Annotated in this window: 11 protein-coding genes and 1 pseudogene; 8 read left to right on the top strand and 4 right to left on the bottom strand. The window is 72.6% G+C overall.

What is annotated here, in order from left to right; translation table 11 throughout:
* Positions 1-18 precede the first annotated feature (18 nt).
* On the top strand, positions 19-1,308 hold the full coding sequence (locus tag ACWZEH_RS11550; RefSeq protein ID WP_456197982.1) for a citrate synthase: 1,290 nt from the start codon (positions 19-21) through the stop codon (positions 1,306-1,308).
* A gap of 822 nt (positions 1,309-2,130) precedes the next feature.
* On the opposite strand, the gene ACWZEH_RS11545 is transcribed toward ACWZEH_RS11550, so the two are convergent.
* On the bottom strand, positions 2,131-2,370 hold the full coding sequence (locus ACWZEH_RS11545; RefSeq protein ID WP_456197981.1) for a heavy-metal-associated domain-containing protein: 240 nt from the start codon (positions 2,368-2,370) through the stop codon (positions 2,131-2,133).
* 380 nt (positions 2,371-2,750) lie between these two features.
* Positions 2,751-2,945 (bottom strand): helix-turn-helix transcriptional regulator, encoded by a 195-nt coding sequence (locus ACWZEH_RS11540; RefSeq protein ID WP_042170865.1) that lies wholly within the window; start codon positions 2,943-2,945, stop codon positions 2,751-2,753.
* A 486-nt stretch (positions 2,946-3,431) separates the two neighbouring features.
* Here ACWZEH_RS11540 and ACWZEH_RS11535 point away from each other — a divergent pair.
* The 6 genes and pseudogenes from ACWZEH_RS11535 to ACWZEH_RS11510 all read left to right on the top strand — a co-directional run.
* Positions 3,432-3,543: pseudogene (locus ACWZEH_RS11535) on the top strand (5-deoxy-glucuronate isomerase); the annotation flags it as partial.
* 158 nt (positions 3,544-3,701) lie between these two features.
* Positions 3,702-6,359 carry an alpha/beta fold hydrolase gene (locus tag ACWZEH_RS11530; RefSeq protein WP_456197980.1) on the top strand — a complete coding sequence of 886 codons (2,658 nt, stop codon included), beginning with the start codon at positions 3,702-3,704 and terminating at the stop codon, positions 6,357-6,359.
* Positions 6,356-7,276 carry an ABC transporter permease gene (locus ACWZEH_RS11525; protein WP_456197979.1) on the top strand — a complete coding sequence of 307 codons (921 nt, stop codon included), beginning with the start codon at positions 6,356-6,358 and terminating at the stop codon, positions 7,274-7,276. Before ACWZEH_RS11530 ends, ACWZEH_RS11525 begins: the two co-directional genes overlap by 4 nt.
* Positions 7,277-7,460: 184 nt before the next feature.
* Positions 7,461-9,128 carry a vWA domain-containing protein gene (locus ACWZEH_RS11520; RefSeq protein WP_456197978.1) on the top strand — a complete coding sequence of 556 codons (1,668 nt, stop codon included), beginning with the start codon at positions 7,461-7,463 and terminating at the stop codon, positions 9,126-9,128.
* 145 nt (positions 9,129-9,273) lie between these two features.
* Positions 9,274-11,190, top strand: a complete 1,917-nt coding sequence (locus ACWZEH_RS11515; RefSeq protein ID WP_456197977.1) for an AMP-dependent synthetase/ligase — start codon at positions 9,274-9,276, stop codon at positions 11,188-11,190.
* A 370-nt stretch (positions 11,191-11,560) separates the two neighbouring features.
* Positions 11,561-12,484, top strand: coding sequence for a chaplin (locus ACWZEH_RS11510; RefSeq protein ID WP_456197976.1), 924 nt, complete (start codon positions 11,561-11,563; stop codon positions 12,482-12,484).
* Between the two features lie 120 nt (positions 12,485-12,604).
* On the opposite strand, the gene ACWZEH_RS11505 is transcribed toward ACWZEH_RS11510, so the two are convergent.
* Positions 12,605-13,873: an FAD-dependent oxidoreductase gene (locus ACWZEH_RS11505; RefSeq protein WP_456199547.1), complete on the bottom strand. Its 1,269-nt coding sequence runs from the start codon at positions 13,871-13,873 to the stop codon at positions 12,605-12,607.
* Positions 13,874-13,875: 2 nt separating this feature from the next.
* Entirely contained in the window at positions 13,876-15,129 is a 1,254-nt protein-coding gene (locus ACWZEH_RS11500; RefSeq protein WP_456197975.1) for a carboxylate--amine ligase, read from the bottom strand.
* A 204-nt stretch (positions 15,130-15,333) separates the two neighbouring features.
* Between ACWZEH_RS11500 and ACWZEH_RS11495 the strand changes: the two genes are divergently transcribed.
* Positions 15,334-16,677: a glycoside hydrolase family 26 protein gene (locus ACWZEH_RS11495; protein ID WP_456197974.1), complete on the top strand. Its 1,344-nt coding sequence runs from the start codon at positions 15,334-15,336 to the stop codon at positions 16,675-16,677.
* The last annotated feature ends 6 nt before the right edge of the window (positions 16,678-16,683 follow it).

The raw sequence follows: 16,683 nt of genomic DNA, 5'->3' as shown, positions 1-16,683 counted from the left end.
ACGTCGGTGAGGGAAGACGTGAGCGACAACTCTGTAGTACTGCGGTACGGCGACGGCGAGTACACCTACCCGGTGGTCGACAGTACGGTCGGTGACAAGGGCTTCGACATCGGGAAGCTCCGCGCCAACACCGGTCTGGTGACGCTGGACAGTGGCTACGGCAACACCGCCGCATACAAATCCGCGATCACGTACCTGGACGGCGAGGGAGGCATCCTCCGTTACCGCGGGTACCCCATCGAGCAGCTGGCCGAGCGCTCCTCCTTCCTGGAGGTCGCCTACCTGCTGATCAACGGCGAGCTGCCGACCGTCGACGAGCTCACCGCGTTCCAGACCGAGATCACGCAGCACACCCTGCTGCACGAGGACGTCAAGAACTTCTACAAGGGCTTCCCGCGCGACGCCCATCCGATGGCCATGCTGTCGTCGGTCGTCTCGGCGCTGTCGACGTTCTACCAGGACAGCCACAACCCGTTCGACGAGCGTCAGCGCAACCTCTCCACGATCCGGCTGCTCGCCAAGCTTCCGACGATCGCGGCCTACGCGTACAAGAAGTCGATCGGTCACCCGTTCGTCTATCCGCGCAACGACCTCGGCTACGTCGAGAACTTCCTGCGCATGACGTTCTCCGTGCCGGCCCAGGAGTACGACCTCGACCCGGTCGTCGTCTCGGCCCTGGACAAGCTGCTCATCCTGCACGCGGACCACGAGCAGAACTGCTCGACCTCCACGGTGCGCCTGGTGGGCTCCTCGCAGGCGAACATGTTCGCCTCGATCTCCGCCGGCATCTCCGCCCTGTGGGGCCCGCTGCACGGTGGCGCCAACCAGTCGGTGCTGGAGATGCTCGAGGGCATCCAGGCCGAGGGCGGCGACGTCGACTCCTTCATCCGCAAGGTGAAGAACAAGGAGGACGGCGTCCGTCTGATGGGCTTCGGCCACCGGGTCTACAAGAACTTCGACCCGCGCGCCAAGATCATCAAGGCTGCCGCGCACGACGTGCTGTCCGCCCTCGGCAAGTCCGACGAGCTGCTGGACATCGCGCTCAAGCTGGAGGAGCACGCGCTCTCCGACGACTACTTCGTCTCGCGCAGCCTCTACCCGAACGTGGACTTCTACACCGGTCTGATCTACCGGGCCATGGGCTTCCCGACCGAGATGTTCACGGTCCTGTTCGCCCTCGGCCGCCTGCCGGGCTGGATCGCCCAGTGGCACGAGATGATCAAGGAGCCGGGCTCCCGCATCGGCCGTCCGCGCCAGATCTACACGGGCGTGGTGGAGCGCGACTTCATCCCGGTCGAGGAGCGCTGACCGAACGCGCGAACCGCGACACGGGAACGACGACGGACAGCACGCCCACCTCACCTCGAGGGGCGTGCCGTCCGTCGTCGGTTCGTCTTCGGCCGGCCGGCCGGTCCGGGGCCGGTGTGCCGACGCGTGCCCCGTCGAAAAGAAGAAGGCGCCCTGCGCCGGTCCCCCCACGGGCCGGCGTCAGGGCGCCTTCCCATGTCCCGGTGCGGATTCCCCCCACGGGATCCGGCCGGGCGTCTGTGAAGATCAGCGCCTGAATCGCTGTCTGGTGAGCACGGTGAGCGGAGCTCACGGCACTCGTTGCGGTCTGCCGGGACGCGCACCGTCGGGAGGGCCGCTCAAAGCTCTCCGATGTACGTGCCCCGGCAACGCAGCTCCGGGAAAGTCCCCCAAGACATTCCCAGATGCCAGGTCGCGCCCCCCAAGACGCTTCCCGACATCGCCAACTTAGACCTTCGAACCCCTTCGATGGTTACGTTCACGTCACTGTGATCTGCGTCTCTTGCATATGTCCGCTAGGTACGCAAGGGCCCTGAATTACCGACGCGCCCCAAGCGTAAGGAAGATGCGCGAGCCTTGTGAAGAGCTTATGTGAAATGTCGTACCGGACTCCAGGGGGTGAGGTCGGTTGAGACCTCAATGAAACGAGCGTGGCCGCAGGCCGTCGGTGACGACGGAGGCGAAGGGGGTCGTGACGGCGCGCCCGGTGAGCGGCCCGACCCCGGAGGCGGGTGGGCCTCCGGGGTCGGGGGGCTGCCGGAGTCGCCGCGGCGCCTTCGGCGGGCTCGGGGCGCGCCGTCGTGGCGCCGCGCCGTCGTCGCGTCAGGCGGGGCCGACGAGCTCGAAGCCGGCCTCGTCGACGGCGGCGCGGACGGCCTCCTCGTCGAGTGGGGCGGCGGAGACGACGGTGACCTCGCCGGTGGCGGCGACGGCCTTCACCGAGTCGACCCCGGGGATCCCGGAGATCTCGCCGGAGACGGCGCCTTCGCAGTGGCCGCAGCTCATGCCGCTCACCTTGTAGACGGCGGTGACGGAGCCCTGGGTGTCGGTCTGGGCGGTCATGTCGTTGCTCCTCGTCGAGGTGTACGGGATCGAGGAGGCCCGCGGGAGCCGGGGTCTCCTCGACCAGTTTATACCCCTGGGGGGTATTAATCCACGACCGGTGGACCGAGGTGGCGGAACAGGGCGTCCGGGTCCGCCGCGCCGGGTCCACGAGCGGTTCGGGCTCGGCGGGGGCGGGGGCGGGGGTGGGGGTGGGTCGGCGTCGAAGGCCGGAGGGGCCGGAGGGGCCGGAGGGGCCGGCCCGGACCCGGGGCCGACTCCCGGTCCAGGACCGGGCCGGTCCGCGCGGCCGTGCGACCGGACCGTGCGACGGGGGCGACTGAACGGCTGTGCCCCGCCTGCCTGGTGGGGCACAGCCGTCGTCGTGGGCGGGGCGGGGTTCAGCGGCGGGGCCGGTTGCCCGGCCGGGAGGCCACCCAGCGGCGCACCGTGTCCGCGTACCAGTACGGCTTGCCGCTCTCCACGTGGTCGGGCGGGGGCAGCAGGCCGTGTTTGCGGTAGGAGCGGACGGTGTCCGGCTGCACCTTGATGTGCGCCGCGATGTCCTTGTAGGACCACAGGCGTCGGTCGGTCATGCGTCGTACCTCCCCGCGAGCACCACGGAGGCGGCCAGGGGTCGGCCGTCAGGGGGAGCCGGGTGCTGCGCTTGCGATCACCAGGCGTTCTGCCCGGTGAACGACGCCCTACGGGTGCGGAGCCCCGTTGTGCGCCGGGCGTGACGGAAGAATCGCGTACACGGGACATGTGCGACACGAGCGGGATGTTTGTGACACAGGTGATGCAAAGGTGCGTACGCGTTCATCGGCGGGGCGGATTGACCCGCCCCGCGGCGGCGCTTCACCCGCACCTCTCACCCGCCACTCGCCCGTGCCGACCGCTCCGTCCCTACCGGCTGCCCGCCCGCTTTCCCGTTCCGGGGGGTGTACGGTCAAGATCTCGTCCGAATGTCCGGACAAAACATTGACAGGGCTTCGCCTCCACGACTAGAAACCGTGGGAGAGCCGTCGGGGACGACAACGACACGTCACGAACGCCGCCGCCGGCCTCTGTACCCCGGGGCGCCCCTGACGGCCCCGGCACCGATCGCCTCCGGCGCGGGCGGCCGCTTCGCTTTGGCAGGAGCGAAGTGCGTGCGACGACTCCCCGCCCGCTTACGGCCCCGCGCCGGAGGTTTCCCGTCCGCCACCGATATGGGCGCTCCCGGGGCGTTCGCGGCGTGTTCGCGTACCACGGACGCGGTACGGGGCAGTGGGTGCGTACGCCTGGAGGATGTGGCGAGGTCGGTCTGCGGTCGACATCGGGCCGGCAGGTCGACCCCGTACCGTTGACGCATGGATCTTCGACTGCCCGGACCGCGGTGGCCCAGGTCATGGCGTCCGCGACGGACCGTCGCCGCCGTGGCCGCCGTCGTCGTGCTCGCCGGGGCCGGCACCTGGACCGCCGTCGCCTCCGAGGACCCGGCGTCCCCGGTGGAGCGGGCCGACCGCGTCGTCACGACGGCCGACGAGGTGCGCATCGACACCTCGTACTTCACCGCGGGCCCGGCCGGCCGCCGTCCCGCCGTCCTGCTCGGGCACGGCTTCGGCGGCAGCAAGGACGACGTACGGCAGCAGGCCGAGGAACTGGCGCGCGAGGGGTACGCGGTGCTCACCTGGTCCGCGCGCAGCTTCGGCGAGTCCACCGGGAAGATCGGGCTGAACGACCCGGACGGCGAGGTCGCCGACGTCTCCCGGCTCATCGACTGGCTCGCCGAGCAGCCCGAGGTCGAGCTGGACGAGGACGGCGACCCGCGCCTCGGCATGGCCGGCGGCTCCTACGGCGGCGCCATCGCGCTGCTGACCGCCGGGCACGACGACCGGGTGGATGCCATCGCCCCCGCGATCACCTACTTCGACCTCGCCGAAGCGCTGTTCCCGAACGGCGTGTTCAAGAAGCTGTGGGCGGGCATCTTCGTCAACTCCGGCGGCGGGTGCGAGAAGTTCGAGCCCGCGCTGTGCCGGATGTACGAGCGGGTCGCCGAGTCCGGCGCCCCGGACGCGGCGGCCGTCGAGCTCCTGAAGGAGCGGTCCCCGTCCGCGGTCGCCGACCGCATCGACGTGCCGACCCTGCTGATGCAGGGTCAGTCCGACTCGCTGTTCCCGCTCGGCCACGCCGACGCCGCCGCGCAGGCGATCCGCGCGAACGGCGCCCCGGTCGTCGTCGACTGGATCGCCGGCGGGCACGACGGCGGCGACTCCGAGGGGGAGCGCCTCCGCGCCCGGACCCGGGCCTGGTTCGACCGGTACCTGAAGGACGACGAGGGCGCCGCCACCGGCCCCGCCTTCCGCGTCACCCGCACCGGGGGCGTCGACTCCACCGACGGGCGGGCCGTACTGAGCGGCGCGAGCGCGGACCGCTACCCGGGCCTGACCGGCGGCGGGAAGGCCTTCCCGCTCACCGGACGCGAGCAGAGCTTCGCCAACCCGGCCGGCGCCAGTCCGCCCGCCGTCTCCGCCCTGCCCGGCCTCGGCGGCGCCGGCGGTCTCTCCCAGCTGTCGTCCCTCGGCGTCGGCGTCTTTCTGGACTTCCCCGGCCAGCACGCCCGCTTCGAGTCCGCCCCGGTCACCGAAGACCTGCGGATCACCGGCTCGCCGACCGCCACCGTCCACGTGAAGTCGACCAGCGACGACGCCGTCCTCTTCGGCAAGGTGTACGACGTCGGCCCGGACGGCCGGCAGCAGGTGCTGCCCTCCCAGCTGGTCGCGCCGGTCCGGGTCGAGGGCGCCGAGGCGGGCAAGGAGGTCACCGTCACGTTCCCGGCCGTCGACCACGAGGTCCGGCAGGGCCACCGACTGCGGCTCGTCCTGGCCTCCACCGACCTCGGCTACGCCTCCCCGGCCGCCCCGGCCACGTACACGGTCTCCCTGAAGAGCGACCTCACCGTGCCCACCGCGCCCGAGGTGGACACCGCGGCGGCCCCGCTGCCCTCCTGGGTGTGGTGGCTGCCGCTCGCCTCGGCCGTCGCCGCCCTCGCCCTGGTGCTGACCGGCCGCCGCCGCACGACGGCCACGCCCCCCGATCCCGAACTCGCCGGCGTACCGCTGCAGATCACCGGCCTCGGCAAGCGCTACGCCCGCTCCGCCGACCGGTACGCCGTACGGGACCTGTCGTTCCGGGTGGAGAAGGGCCAGGTCCTCGGCCTGCTCGGGCCGAACGGCGCGGGCAAGACCACCACCCTGCGCATGCTGATGGGGCTGATCAAGCCCGACGGCGGCGAGATCCGCGTCTTCGGTCACGCCATCCGGCCCGGCGCGCCGGTGCTCTCCCGGGTCGGCGCCTTCGTCGAGGGCGCCGGCTTCCTCCCGCACCTGTCCGGCCGGGAGAACCTGGAGCTGTACTGGCAGGCCACCGGCCGCCCGGCGGAGGACTCCCGCATCGAGGAGGCCCTGGAGATCGCGGGCCTCGGCGACGCCCTCGCCCGCGCCGTGCGCACCTACTCCCAGGGCATGCGCCAGCGACTCGCCATCGCCCAGGCCATGCTCGGCCTGCCGGACCTGCTCATCCTGGACGAACCGACCAACGGCCTCGACCCGCCCCAGATCCGCGAGATGCGCGAGGTGATGATCCGGTACGCGGCCGCAGGACGCACCGTGATCGTCTCCAGCCACCTGCTCTCCGAGGTCGAGCAGTCCTGCACCCACCTCGTCGTCATGGACCGCGGACGGCTGGTCCAGGCCGGGCCGGTGCAGGAGATCATCGGCTCCGGCGACACCCTGCTCGTCGGCACCGGGTCCCCCGTGGACGAGCCGCTCGCCGAAAAGGTGGCCGCCCTGCCGGGCGTCGCCTCGGCGGTCCTCACCGACGACGGGCTGCTGGTCCGCCTCGACGCCGACGGCACCGCCCCGCGCCTGGTCGCCGAACTGGTGCGGCTGGAAGTGCCGGTGACGTCGGTGGGACCGAACCGCCGCCTCGAAGACGCCTTCCTCACGATGATCGGAGGTTCCGCATGAGCGCGCTCGACGAACGGACCGGGCCCGCCGGACCCGCCGGAACGGGGCAGGCGGCCGGCAACCCGGCGAAACCGGTGGAGGTCGCCGACGGCTACCGTGCGGGCCGCACGCTGCCGCTGCGCGTCGAACTCGTCCGGCAGCTCAAGCGCCGCCGCACGATCGTCATGGGCGCGATCCTCGCCGCCCTGCCGTTCGTGCTGGCCGTCGCCTTCGCCGTCGGCGGCGAGCCGGAGGGCCGTGAGGGCCGGGTGACCCTGATGGACACGGCCACCGCGTCCGGCGCCAACTTCGCCGCCGTGAACCTGTTCGTCTCCGCGGGCTTCCTCCTGGTCGTCCCCGTCGCCCTGTTCTGCGGGGACACGGTCGCCTCGGAGGCAGGCTGGTCCTCGCTGCGCTATCTGCTCGCCGCCCCGGTGCCGCGGATGCGGCTGCTGTGGTCCAAGCTCGTCGTCGGCCTCGGACTCAGCCTCGCCGCGATGGTGCTGCTGCCGGTGGTCGCGCTGCTCGTCGGCACGGCCGCCTACGGCTGGGGCCCGCTGCAGATCCCCACCGGCGGCTCGCTGGACCCCGCCACGGCGGCCCAGCGGCTCGTGGTGGTCGTGGCGTACGTCTTCGTGTCCCAGCTGGTCACCGCCGGGCTCGCGTTCTGGCTGTCGACGCGCACCGACGCCCCGCTGGGCGCGGTCGGCGGCGCGGTCGGCCTGACCATCGTCGGCAACGTCCTGGACCAGGTGACCGCCCTCGGCGACTGGCGCCACTTCCTGCCCGCGCACTGGCAGTACGCCTGGGCCGACGCCGTCCAGCCGACCCCGCAGTGGTCCGGCATGATCCAGGGCACCGCGATCTCGGTGACGTACGCGCTCGTCCTGTTCGCGCTGGCCTTCCGCGGCTTCGCCCGCAAGGACGTGGTCTCCTAGCTCCGGTGGGAGCGGTAGGAGCGGTAGGTCCGGTTCAGGTCGACGGAGGATCACCCACCGGTCTCGGCGGGCGCGTTCCGTGCCCGCTTCGAGACCCATCCGCAACGCCCCGTAGCGCACGTTTGGCCCCGCCCCGGCGTCACAGTCGAGAAGTCGACGCCAACGGCAGTAGGGGGAACGGACGATGAAGAGGACGACGGACCGGACACCGGACGGGACGAGGGTGACACGACGGAACGGAGCCCGGACCCCCCACCGGACACCCCAGGGGGCCCGCCGCCTCCGCGCCGCGCTGGTCGCCCTCACGGCGGCGAGCGGTCTGCTGCTCACCGCGTGCGGCGGCGGGAGCGGGAACGGCGGCAAGGCCTCCGACTCCTCGTACGAAGGCGGAGGCGGGCCCGGGGGAGGCGTCGGCGGCGGGGAGCGGGGCCGCGACGGTGACGCGGCCCCGCTCCCCGCGCCCGACGGCACCCGGGGCACCGACCGGCAGCGCGAGGGGGAGCAGGACGGGCGCCGGGACGTCGCGCCCGACCCCGGCCACCTGTCCACCTTCGCCCTCGACGTCGACACCGCCTCCTACGGCTATGCCCGGCGCACCCTCTCCGAGGGCAGGCTGCCCGACCCGTCGACGGTCCGGCCCGAGGAGTTCGTCAACAGCTTCCGGCAGAACTACGAACGCCCGGACGGCGACGGCTTCACGGTCACCGTCGACGGCGCCCGCACCGACGAGGACGACTGGTCCCTGGTCCGCGTGGGCCTCGCCACCCGGTCCGCCGGACCGGGCGGGGACCGCCCGCCCGCCGCCCTCACCTTCGTCATCGACATCTCCGGTTCCATGGACGAGCCGGGCCGCCTGGACCTCGCCCGGGAATCCCTCGCCACCATGACGGACCGGCTGCGCGACGAGGACTCCGTCGCGATCGTCACCTTCAGCGACGAGGCCGAGACCGTCCTGCCGATGACCCGCCTCGACGGCAACCGGGGCGAGATCCACGACGCCGTCGACGCCCTGGAGCCCGCCCGGTCCACCAACCTCGGCGCGGGCGTCGAGACCGGCTACGGGGCCGCCGTCGAAGGACTGCGCAAGGGCGCCACCAACCGGGTCGTCCTGGTCTCCGACGCGCTCGCCAACACCGGCGACACCGACGCCGACACGATCCTCGAACGCATCGGGGAGTCCCGCCGCGAACACGGCATCACCCTCTTCGGCGTCGGCGTCGGCAGCGACTACGGCGACGCCCTCATGGAACGCCTCGCCGACAAGGGCGACGGCCACACCGTGTACGTGTCCGACGAGGAGGAGGCCCGCGAGGTCTTCAGCGAACAGCTGCCCCGCAACATCGAGCTGACCGCCCGGGACGCGAAGGCCCAGGTCGCCTTCGACCCCGGTACGGTCGCCGAGTTCCGCCTCGTCGGCTACGACAACCGCCGGGTCGCAGACGAGGACTTCCGCGACGACGACGTCGACGGCGGCGAGGTCGGGCCCGGCCACACCGTCACCGCCCTGTACGCGGTCCGTACCCGGTCCGACGCCCCCGACGGCCACCTCGCCACGGCCACCGTCCGCTGGCTCGACCCCGACTCCCGCGCCCCGTACGAGGAGAGCGGCGACCTGGAGGCCGGCGACCTCGGCGACTCCGTCTGGACCGGCGACCGCGGCCTCACGGTCACCGCGACCGCCGCCTACTTCGCCGACGCCCTGCGCACGGACGGCCGCCGCCACCGCGCCCTGCCCGGCGCCCCGCGCCTGGACGAACTCGCCGACCACGCGGCCGGCCTGGCCGACCGCACCGAGGACGAGGACCTCCACGACCTGGCCGAGGCGATCCGCACCGCCGACCGCCTCCACTGACCGGAGCACAGATCCCCAGGGCCCGCCCGGCCCGCCCGGGCGGGCCCACCCCATTGACTCGTCATTACGCACCGGTAAGTTTACTTCGGAGTAAGTAAGCGGGGCAGCACCAGCACGACCGCATCAGCCGCGACCGGGAGCCGTCATGGGTGTACGCAAGGATCTGAAACGGGCGAAACGACGTACCGACCTGGCCGCCCGCACCAGAACCGGGACCACCAGGGACGAGCACGGCGTCGTGCGCGAGGTCCGTACGGAGCCCCTCGCCCCGCCGCCGGCCACCGGCAGCACCGCCGACATCCCCTTCACCAACGCGGCCGAGGCCCCCGACGACGTCGTCCTGCGCCGCGAGCGGCACGGCACCTGGCACGCCGTCACGGCGGCGGCCTTCGCCCGGGAGGTCACCGCCGTGGCCAAGGGCCTCGTCGCGGCCGGCCTCGCACCCGGCGACCGGGTCGCGGTGATGTCCCGCACCCGCTACGAATGGGCGGTCCTGGACTTCGCGATCTGGTCCGCCGGCGGCCAGAGCGTCCCGGTCTACCCCACGTCCTCCGCGGACCAGGTCGAATGGATCGTCCGCGACTCCGGCACCCGGTTCGTCGTCACGGAGACCGGGCAGAACACCGCCACCGCCACCGCCGCCACCGCCGACCTGCCCGAACCGCCGCGCACCTGGGAACTCGACGCGGACGCCCTCGCCGGCCTCACCGCCCTCGGCCGGGACGTCCCCGACGAGGAGATCACCGAGCGCCGCGCCGCGCTCACCCCCGGCACCACCGCGACGATCTGCTACACCTCCGGCACCACCGGCCGCCCCAAGGGCTGCGTCCTCACCCACGCCAACCTGCTCGCCGAGGCCGCCAACACCGTCGAACTCCTCCACCCCGTGTTCAAGGAGGTCACCGACCAGGCCGCCTCGACCCTGCTCTTCCTGCCGCTCGCCCACATCCTCGGCCGCACCCTGCAGATCGCCTGCCTGATCGGCCGCATCGAGACCGGCCACTGGCCGAGCATCAAACCCGCCGAACTGCGGCCCGCCCTCAAGCAATTCCGCCCGACCTTCCTCGTCGGCGTCCCCTACCTCTTCGAGAAGATCCACGACACCGGCCGCGCCACCGCCGAGAAACTCGGCCGCGGCGCCTCCTTCGAACGCGCCCACCGCACCGCCGTCCGCTTCGGCGCGGCCCACCTCGACCGCTTCCTGGGCCGCGGCAAGGGCCCCGGCCCCGGCCTGTACGCCGCCTGGGCGCTGTACGACCTGCTGGTCTACCGGCGCGTGCGCAAGGAACTCGGCGGCCGGGTGCGCTACGCCATCAGCGGCGGCTCCCCGCTGGAACGCGACCTCAACCTCTTCTTCTACGCGGCCGGCATCCTCGTCTACGAGGGCTACGGCCTGACCGAGACCACCGCCGCCGCCACCCTCGTCCCGCCGCTCGACCCCCGCCCCGGCACGGTCGGCCTGCCGATCCCCGGCACCGCGGTCCGTATCGCCGACGACGGCGAGGTCCTCGTCCGGGGCGGCATCGTCTTCGGGACCTACCGGAACGACCCGGCAGCCACCGACGAGGTGCTCGACGACGGCTGGTTCGCCACCGGCGACCTCGGCTCCCTCGACGAGGACGGCTATCTCACCATCACGGGCCGCAAGAAGGACATCCTCGTCACCTCCGGCGGCAAGAACGTCTCCCCGGCCGTCCTGGAGGACCGCCTGCGCAGCCGCCCGCCCGTCGGCCAGTGCCTGGTCGTCGGCGACAACCGCCCCTACGTCGCCGCACTCGTCACCCTCGACCCGGAGACGGTCGCGCACTGGCTGGCGGTACGCGGAATGCCCGCCGGCACCCCCCTGTCCGAGGTGATCGAGGACCCGCGGATGCGCGCCGACGTCCAGAAGGCCGTCGACTACGCCAACGAGGCCGTCTCCCGCGCCGAGTCGATCCGCGCCTTCACCCTCGTCGAGGGCGAGTTCACCGAGGAGAACGGGCTGCTGACCCCGTCCCTCAAGGTCAAACGCCAGGCGGCACAGGCGGCGTACGCACAGGAGATCGAGAAGTTGTACGTCTGAGGGGGCCGGGCGGGGTCGGGCCGGCCCGCCGAGGGGCCAACCGGGTGAATCTGCGAAACCGTTTCCCGTGTGTCGGGTTACTGAAGCAGTAGGGCACGCGACGCCACGAGAAAGGAACGCGCTGTGCTGCTCCGTCCGCGGTTGCACGGGCTTGTCCCGCAGGCACTCCCGCCTGCGAGTCGAGGGCCGGACACGGGAGCCGCTGCCGACGCCGGGTCCGCCGCCGTCGGACCTCCGGGTGTTCTCCTCGACGCGTAGCACGCTGTGGCGTCCGACGCGCCGGCCTCCCGGCTCCGCCAAGGCCGGCTCCGGACGTCGATCTCCGTGCCCGGGCCGGCTTTCCACCTCTTCAAGCAGGAAGACCACGACATTGCGACAGACCCTGAGCAGGGGAGCGTTCGCGGCGGCCGCCGCCACGGGCATTCTCTCGCTGTACGGCGCCCCCGCCCTTGCCGACACCCACGCGGAGGGAGCCGCCACGAACTCTCCCGGCATGCTGTCCGGTAACAACGTCCAGGCACCCATCGAGGTGCCGGTGAACGCGTGCGGCAACACCATCGGTGCGGCCTCCGCGCTCAACGAGGCGTCCGGCAACACGTGCGTCAACGGTTCGCACCAGGACGACAGTTCCGATCAGCAGGCCTCCAGCACCCCGCAGGACCGCTCCGGCGGCGGCGCGTACGCGGAGGGAGTCGCCGAGGACTCACCCGGCGTGGCATCCGGGAACAACGTCCAGGCGCCGGTCCACGTGCCGGTGAACGCGTGCGGCAACTCCGTCGACGTGGTCGGGGTGCTCAACTCCGCCTACGACAACACGTGCGTCAACGGTTCGCACCAGGACGACAGTTCCGATCAGCAGGCCTCCAGCACCTCGCGGGACCGCTCCGGTGGCGGTGGCGCGTACGCGGAGGGAGTCGCCGAGAACTCCCCCGGCCTGCTGTCCGGGAACCTCATCCAGATTCCGGTCCACGCGCCGGTGAACGCGTGCGGCAACGCCGTCAACGTGATCGGGGTGCTCAACTCCGCCTACGGCAACGACTGCGGCAACGGGTACACGCCGGACGGGCCGGACGAGCCCGACGAGCCCGAGGTCAAGACGCCGCTGTCCCCGCCCGACCGTACGCACACCCCGCCCACGCACGAGACCCACACGCCGCCCCCGGCCACCGGCGAGGAGCCGCCCCACCTGGCCGAGACCGGCAGTGACAGCGTGCTGGCGGCCTCGGCCGCCGGGGCGAGCCTGCTCGTGGGCGGGGCGCTGCTGTACCGCCGCGCGCGCGCCGCCCGCGGCTAGCGGTTCCAGGAGCCGGACCTCCTCCCGTCCGGCTCCGACGGCCCGTCCGGCCGCACACGCCCCCGGGACCGGTCCGGGCCACCGTTCGAGGTGGCCCGGACCGGTCCCGGGGCTGCTCCGTCAGCCGCTCACCGGTGTCGGGGACTCGGCCCGGCTGCTGCCTCCGGGAACGGGGACCGCCGCCCCGCGCGGCGGAGGCGCACCGAGCCGACGGCGTACTCCCTGGACGAGGGCGGGCGCCGTGAACGTCGCGCCGTGGACGAAGCGCATGGCCGGACCGAACCCGGAGGCGGTCACCAGGCCCGCGAGGAACAGACCGGGGTGGGACGACTCGAAGCCGCGCCCGGTCGCCGGGGAGCCGTCGGGCAGGACCGCCAGCGCCCCGCGCAGCTCGGCGGAGAGCATGCCGAGCCTCTCGCGCTGCGCCCGGAACCCCGTGGCCGCGATGACGTGCTCGGTCTCCAGGGCACCCGCGGTGCCCTCACCGTTCATCGTGTCCAGCCGTACACCACCCGGCACCGCGCAGGCCGCGGTGACCCTGTGGCCCGGCAGCACCTCCACCGCGCGTTCCACCCGCTCCCGCACCCACCACGCGCCCGCCGGCCCCAGCGCCGTCGCCGCGATGCGGGCCCGGGTCGGCTGCGGCAGCCTCCGGAAGAGGCCGGGACGCTCCGCGTAGAACCAGTTCCGCCAGCCGGGGCCGAGACCGCTGTGCGGGGAGCGGGCCGACTGCCACCAGGGGCGCTCCAAGGGCGGCGGAACATCGTTCCACACCAGCCGCTCCGCCCGCGCCAGCACCCGTACGCGCGTGCCCTGTTCGGCGAGCAGCGCCGCCGTCTCCAGGGCCGCCTGGCCGCCGCCGATCACCGTGACGTCCTTGCCGCGGAACTGGTCGAGGCCGCTGTGGTGGCTGCTGTGCGTCACCAGCGACGGGTGCAGTCCGCGCAGGGCGGACGGGACCTCGATGAACGGCATCACCCCGACCGCCAGCGCCACCGTCCGTGTCTGCAGCGCCTCCCCGTCCGCGGTCGCCACCGTGAAGCCGTGCGGGCCCGACGACACCCGGGTCACCATGCGCTCGTCCACGTCCGGTACGGCGTGGCGCGCGAACCACAGGCCGTACGACGCGAACTCCGCCACCGGAATCGGCTCGGCGTGACGTGCCGTCAGTCCCTGCTCCTCGCAGTACGCGGCCAGGCCCCAGCGTCCGCCCGGATCGGAGAGATTGGACGCCCAGGGCTCCGACTTCAGGAACATGCCCCCGGGCATGTGGTCCCGCCAGGACGCCATGGGCCGGCCGAACACGCGCAGGTTCAGCCCGGCGGCCGCCGCGTGGGACGCGACCGACAGACCGTACGGACCGGCGCCGACCACCACAAGGTCGTACATCATCAACTGCTCGCTTTCTCGTTGTCGGTCGGGGAGGGGGAGGCCGCCCGGGGAATCCGGCGGAGTGCCGGTGCCGCCGCGCCGGAGCCCAGCCGCTCTCGCAGCCGGCCGGACACATGACGGGCCCACAGGGACCACATCGCCCGTCCGGGACCGCGGTCGTCCGGGGCGTACCAGGCCAGTTCGCGTCCACCCGGCGCCGCACGCAGCACCGCGAGCGGCGCGTAGTTCTCCACCACGAACGTCCTCCCGGCCACCGGGCCCCCGTCCGGCAGCGGGCGGCCCGTCAGGTCCAGGTGCAGGGCGCGTACGACGTCCAGTCCCGCCCTGTCCTCGAAGAGCCGGAACTGGGCACCGGGGCGGGGGTTGAAGTCGAGCAGGTGGTGGCGGCCCGTCGCGTGACAGCGGCGGAAGTCGAGGTCGAAGACGCCGCGGTAGCCCAGTTCGCCGGTGAGCCGCTCGGCCAGGGCGCGCAGTTGCGGATTGGGGGCCCAGCTGCCCACCGCGGTCAGTCCCGCGCCGCGCGGCCAGGCCAGCCGCTTGACGCCCGGTCCGCCGGCGCGCACGGCACCCGACCGGTCGGCGTAACCGTGGAAGAACCAGTCCCGGTCCGGGCCCGGCGGCAGGTACGCCTGCAGCAGGAGCGGGCTGCCCGCCTCCTCGGTGCGCAGGTACAGCTCCCGGGCCTGCTGCGCGGAGCGCACCAGCAGTGTGCTGCGCAGTCCGCTGCCGGCCGGCAGCAGCCAGGGCCGGCTCCACTTCGCCACCACCGGCAGCCCGAGCCGCGTCGCGTCGTCGGCGGCCCGCTGCGGGCTGTCGGGGACGAGTGTCGTGGGGTGCGGAAGGCCCGCCGACGCGCACACGGCCGCCAGTTCCGCCTTGTCGGCGACGCGTTCGGGCAACGTGCCCGGCATCTTGGGCAGGAGGTAGGAGGGGGCGAGAGCGTCCCGCAGGCGTCCCGCGGCGATCGCGCTCGCGTCGTCCATCGGGACGAGGACGGCGGGCCGCGCGATGTGCCGGGCGACGCGGCGCAGTACGGCGAGGACGTCGTCCGGGGACGCTCCGGGCAGCGGCGGGGGATGCAGCCGGTGCACGTAGCGCGAGCTGCGCACGGGGCTTCGGGACTCGTCGGCGACGACGTGCACCTCCACTCCCGCCCTGCCCAGCGAGCGCACGGCCCCGAGCGTTCCGTGATGGAAGGGATTTCGGTCGACCCGCAGAATCACGGCGGGGACACGTGTGTCGAGCAACGGCACGAACTCTCTCTTTCTTTTTGAATTCGCTCACCCGCACGGGCGAGCATGGCACTCGAAAGCCGCAGTGGCAGTGGCGCCGGGGGAATTCTTGTGACTGACTTTCGGATGACTGTTCGTCAACAGCGAGCCCAGGGACAGAAGGTCAAAAGGACGGACAGGCGAAAGGCCGGAAGGCCGGAGACGAGAGCGAAGACAGGAGCAGGCATGGCCCCACAGCACGAACGTGTCCGGGTTCGCGGGCTGGTCGTGGGCGCGGTGGCGATAGCCCTGTCGGCCACCCTGGCGTCCGGACCCGCGGCAGGGGCGGCGAGCGCCGGCGATCCCCGCGTTCCGGCGCCGGAGCCCACGGCGTCCGCGGCCGCTTTCCCGGACCTCGCACAGCGGCCCCTCCCCGTGCCGTCGGTCCCCGTCCCGTCGGTCCCCGCCCCGTTGATCCCGAGGCCGTCGCTCCCCGCACCGGCGGTCCCGGGCGGCGTGCCCCCGGCCGCCCCGGTGCCGGGCGCGCAGGGCCCGCCCTTCGGCGCCTTCCTCGGCTCCGACGAGCGGGGTGTGGCCCGGATCCGGGAGTTCAGCCGCTGGCTGGGCGGCGCCGAACTCCGTGTCGGCCACACCTACCTGCCCGGCAACCACTGGAGCGACATCGAGGGCGACATCGGCTTCCTCGAGTCGTGGGCGCGCTGGCGCAACGAGAAGGCCGACCGGATGCTCGTCCTCAACGTGCCCCTGCAGGAGCGCAACGAGGCGGGTGTCCCGGACCACGAGGTGCGGGAGCTGCTGCGGCGGGGCGCGGCCGGGGAGTTCGACCACCACTTCCGCGCGCTGGCCGAACGGCTGGTCCGGCTGAAGGTGCCGGACACGATCCTCGTGCTCGGCTGGGAGATGAACGGCATCACGTACACCCACCGCTGCGGGCCGGACCCGGAGGCCTGGAAGACGTACTGGAACAGGATCGTCACCACCATGCGTGCGGTGCCGGGCCAGAAGTTCAGGTTCGACTTCACGCCGAGCCGCGGCCGGGACGACGTTGCCTGGACGGAGTGCTACCCGGGGGACGACACGGTCGACATCATCGGTATGGATTCCTACGACCAGCCGGCCGGAATGCCCTTCGACGAACAGGTCGAGGAGCCCTACGGGCTGCAGGCGCACGTGGATTTCGCGAAAGCCCACGGAAAACCCGTCTCCTATGCCGAATGGGGGCTTTTCCACAACGGTGACAATCCCGATTACATGCGGCGCATGCTTGCCTGGATGGACCAGCACAAGCCGCTGTACAACACGCTGTCCGACTACTGCCCGCACGGTGTGTGGCGGTGCGACGGAAACCCTGCCTCGTCCCGCGTCTACCGGTCCGTCCTCTTCGGGCGCGGCACTTCGGTGCCCCCGGTACTCGCCCCTGTGCCGCCCGTCCCGCCCGTCCCGCCCACCCCGTCCGTGCCACCCGTCCCCGCCGTACCGCTGCCCGAGGAGGACTGCTCGCCGTTGGATCTGGGCAGCAGGGTGGAGTTCTGGCTCGGCGGGAAGTTCTGCCTCCGTTTCGACTGGTGACCGCGC

The organism is Streptomyces yamdrokensis (assembly GCF_053890455.1).
The sequence above is the reverse complement of the archived record's forward strand: the minus strand, read 5'-3'. Positions and strand labels throughout refer to the sequence as shown.

Bases quoted from the DNA above. Each gene is read 5' to 3' on its own strand.
- ACWZEH_RS11540 (WP_042170865.1), bottom strand. From the start codon at position 2,945: ATGACCGACCGACGCCTGTGGTCCTACAAGGACATCGCGGCGCACATC.
- ACWZEH_RS11495 (WP_456197974.1), top strand. From the start codon at position 15,334: ATGGCCCCACAGCACGAACGTGTCCGGGTTCGCGGGCTGGTCGTGGGC.
- ACWZEH_RS11525 (WP_456197979.1), top strand. From the start codon at position 6,356: ATGAGCGCGCTCGACGAACGGACCGGGCCCGCCGGACCCGCCGGAACG.
- ACWZEH_RS11520 (WP_456197978.1), top strand. From the start codon at position 7,461: ATGAAGAGGACGACGGACCGGACACCGGACGGGACGAGGGTGACACGA.
- ACWZEH_RS11515 (WP_456197977.1), top strand. From the start codon at position 9,274: ATGGGTGTACGCAAGGATCTGAAACGGGCGAAACGACGTACCGACCTG.
- ACWZEH_RS11530 (WP_456197980.1), top strand. From the start codon at position 3,702: ATGGATCTTCGACTGCCCGGACCGCGGTGGCCCAGGTCATGGCGTCCG.
- ACWZEH_RS11505 (WP_456199547.1), bottom strand. From the start codon at position 13,873: ATGTACGACCTTGTGGTGGTCGGCGCCGGTCCGTACGGTCTGTCGGTC.
- ACWZEH_RS11545 (WP_456197981.1), bottom strand. From the start codon at position 2,370: ATGACCGCCCAGACCGACACCCAGGGCTCCGTCACCGCCGTCTACAAG.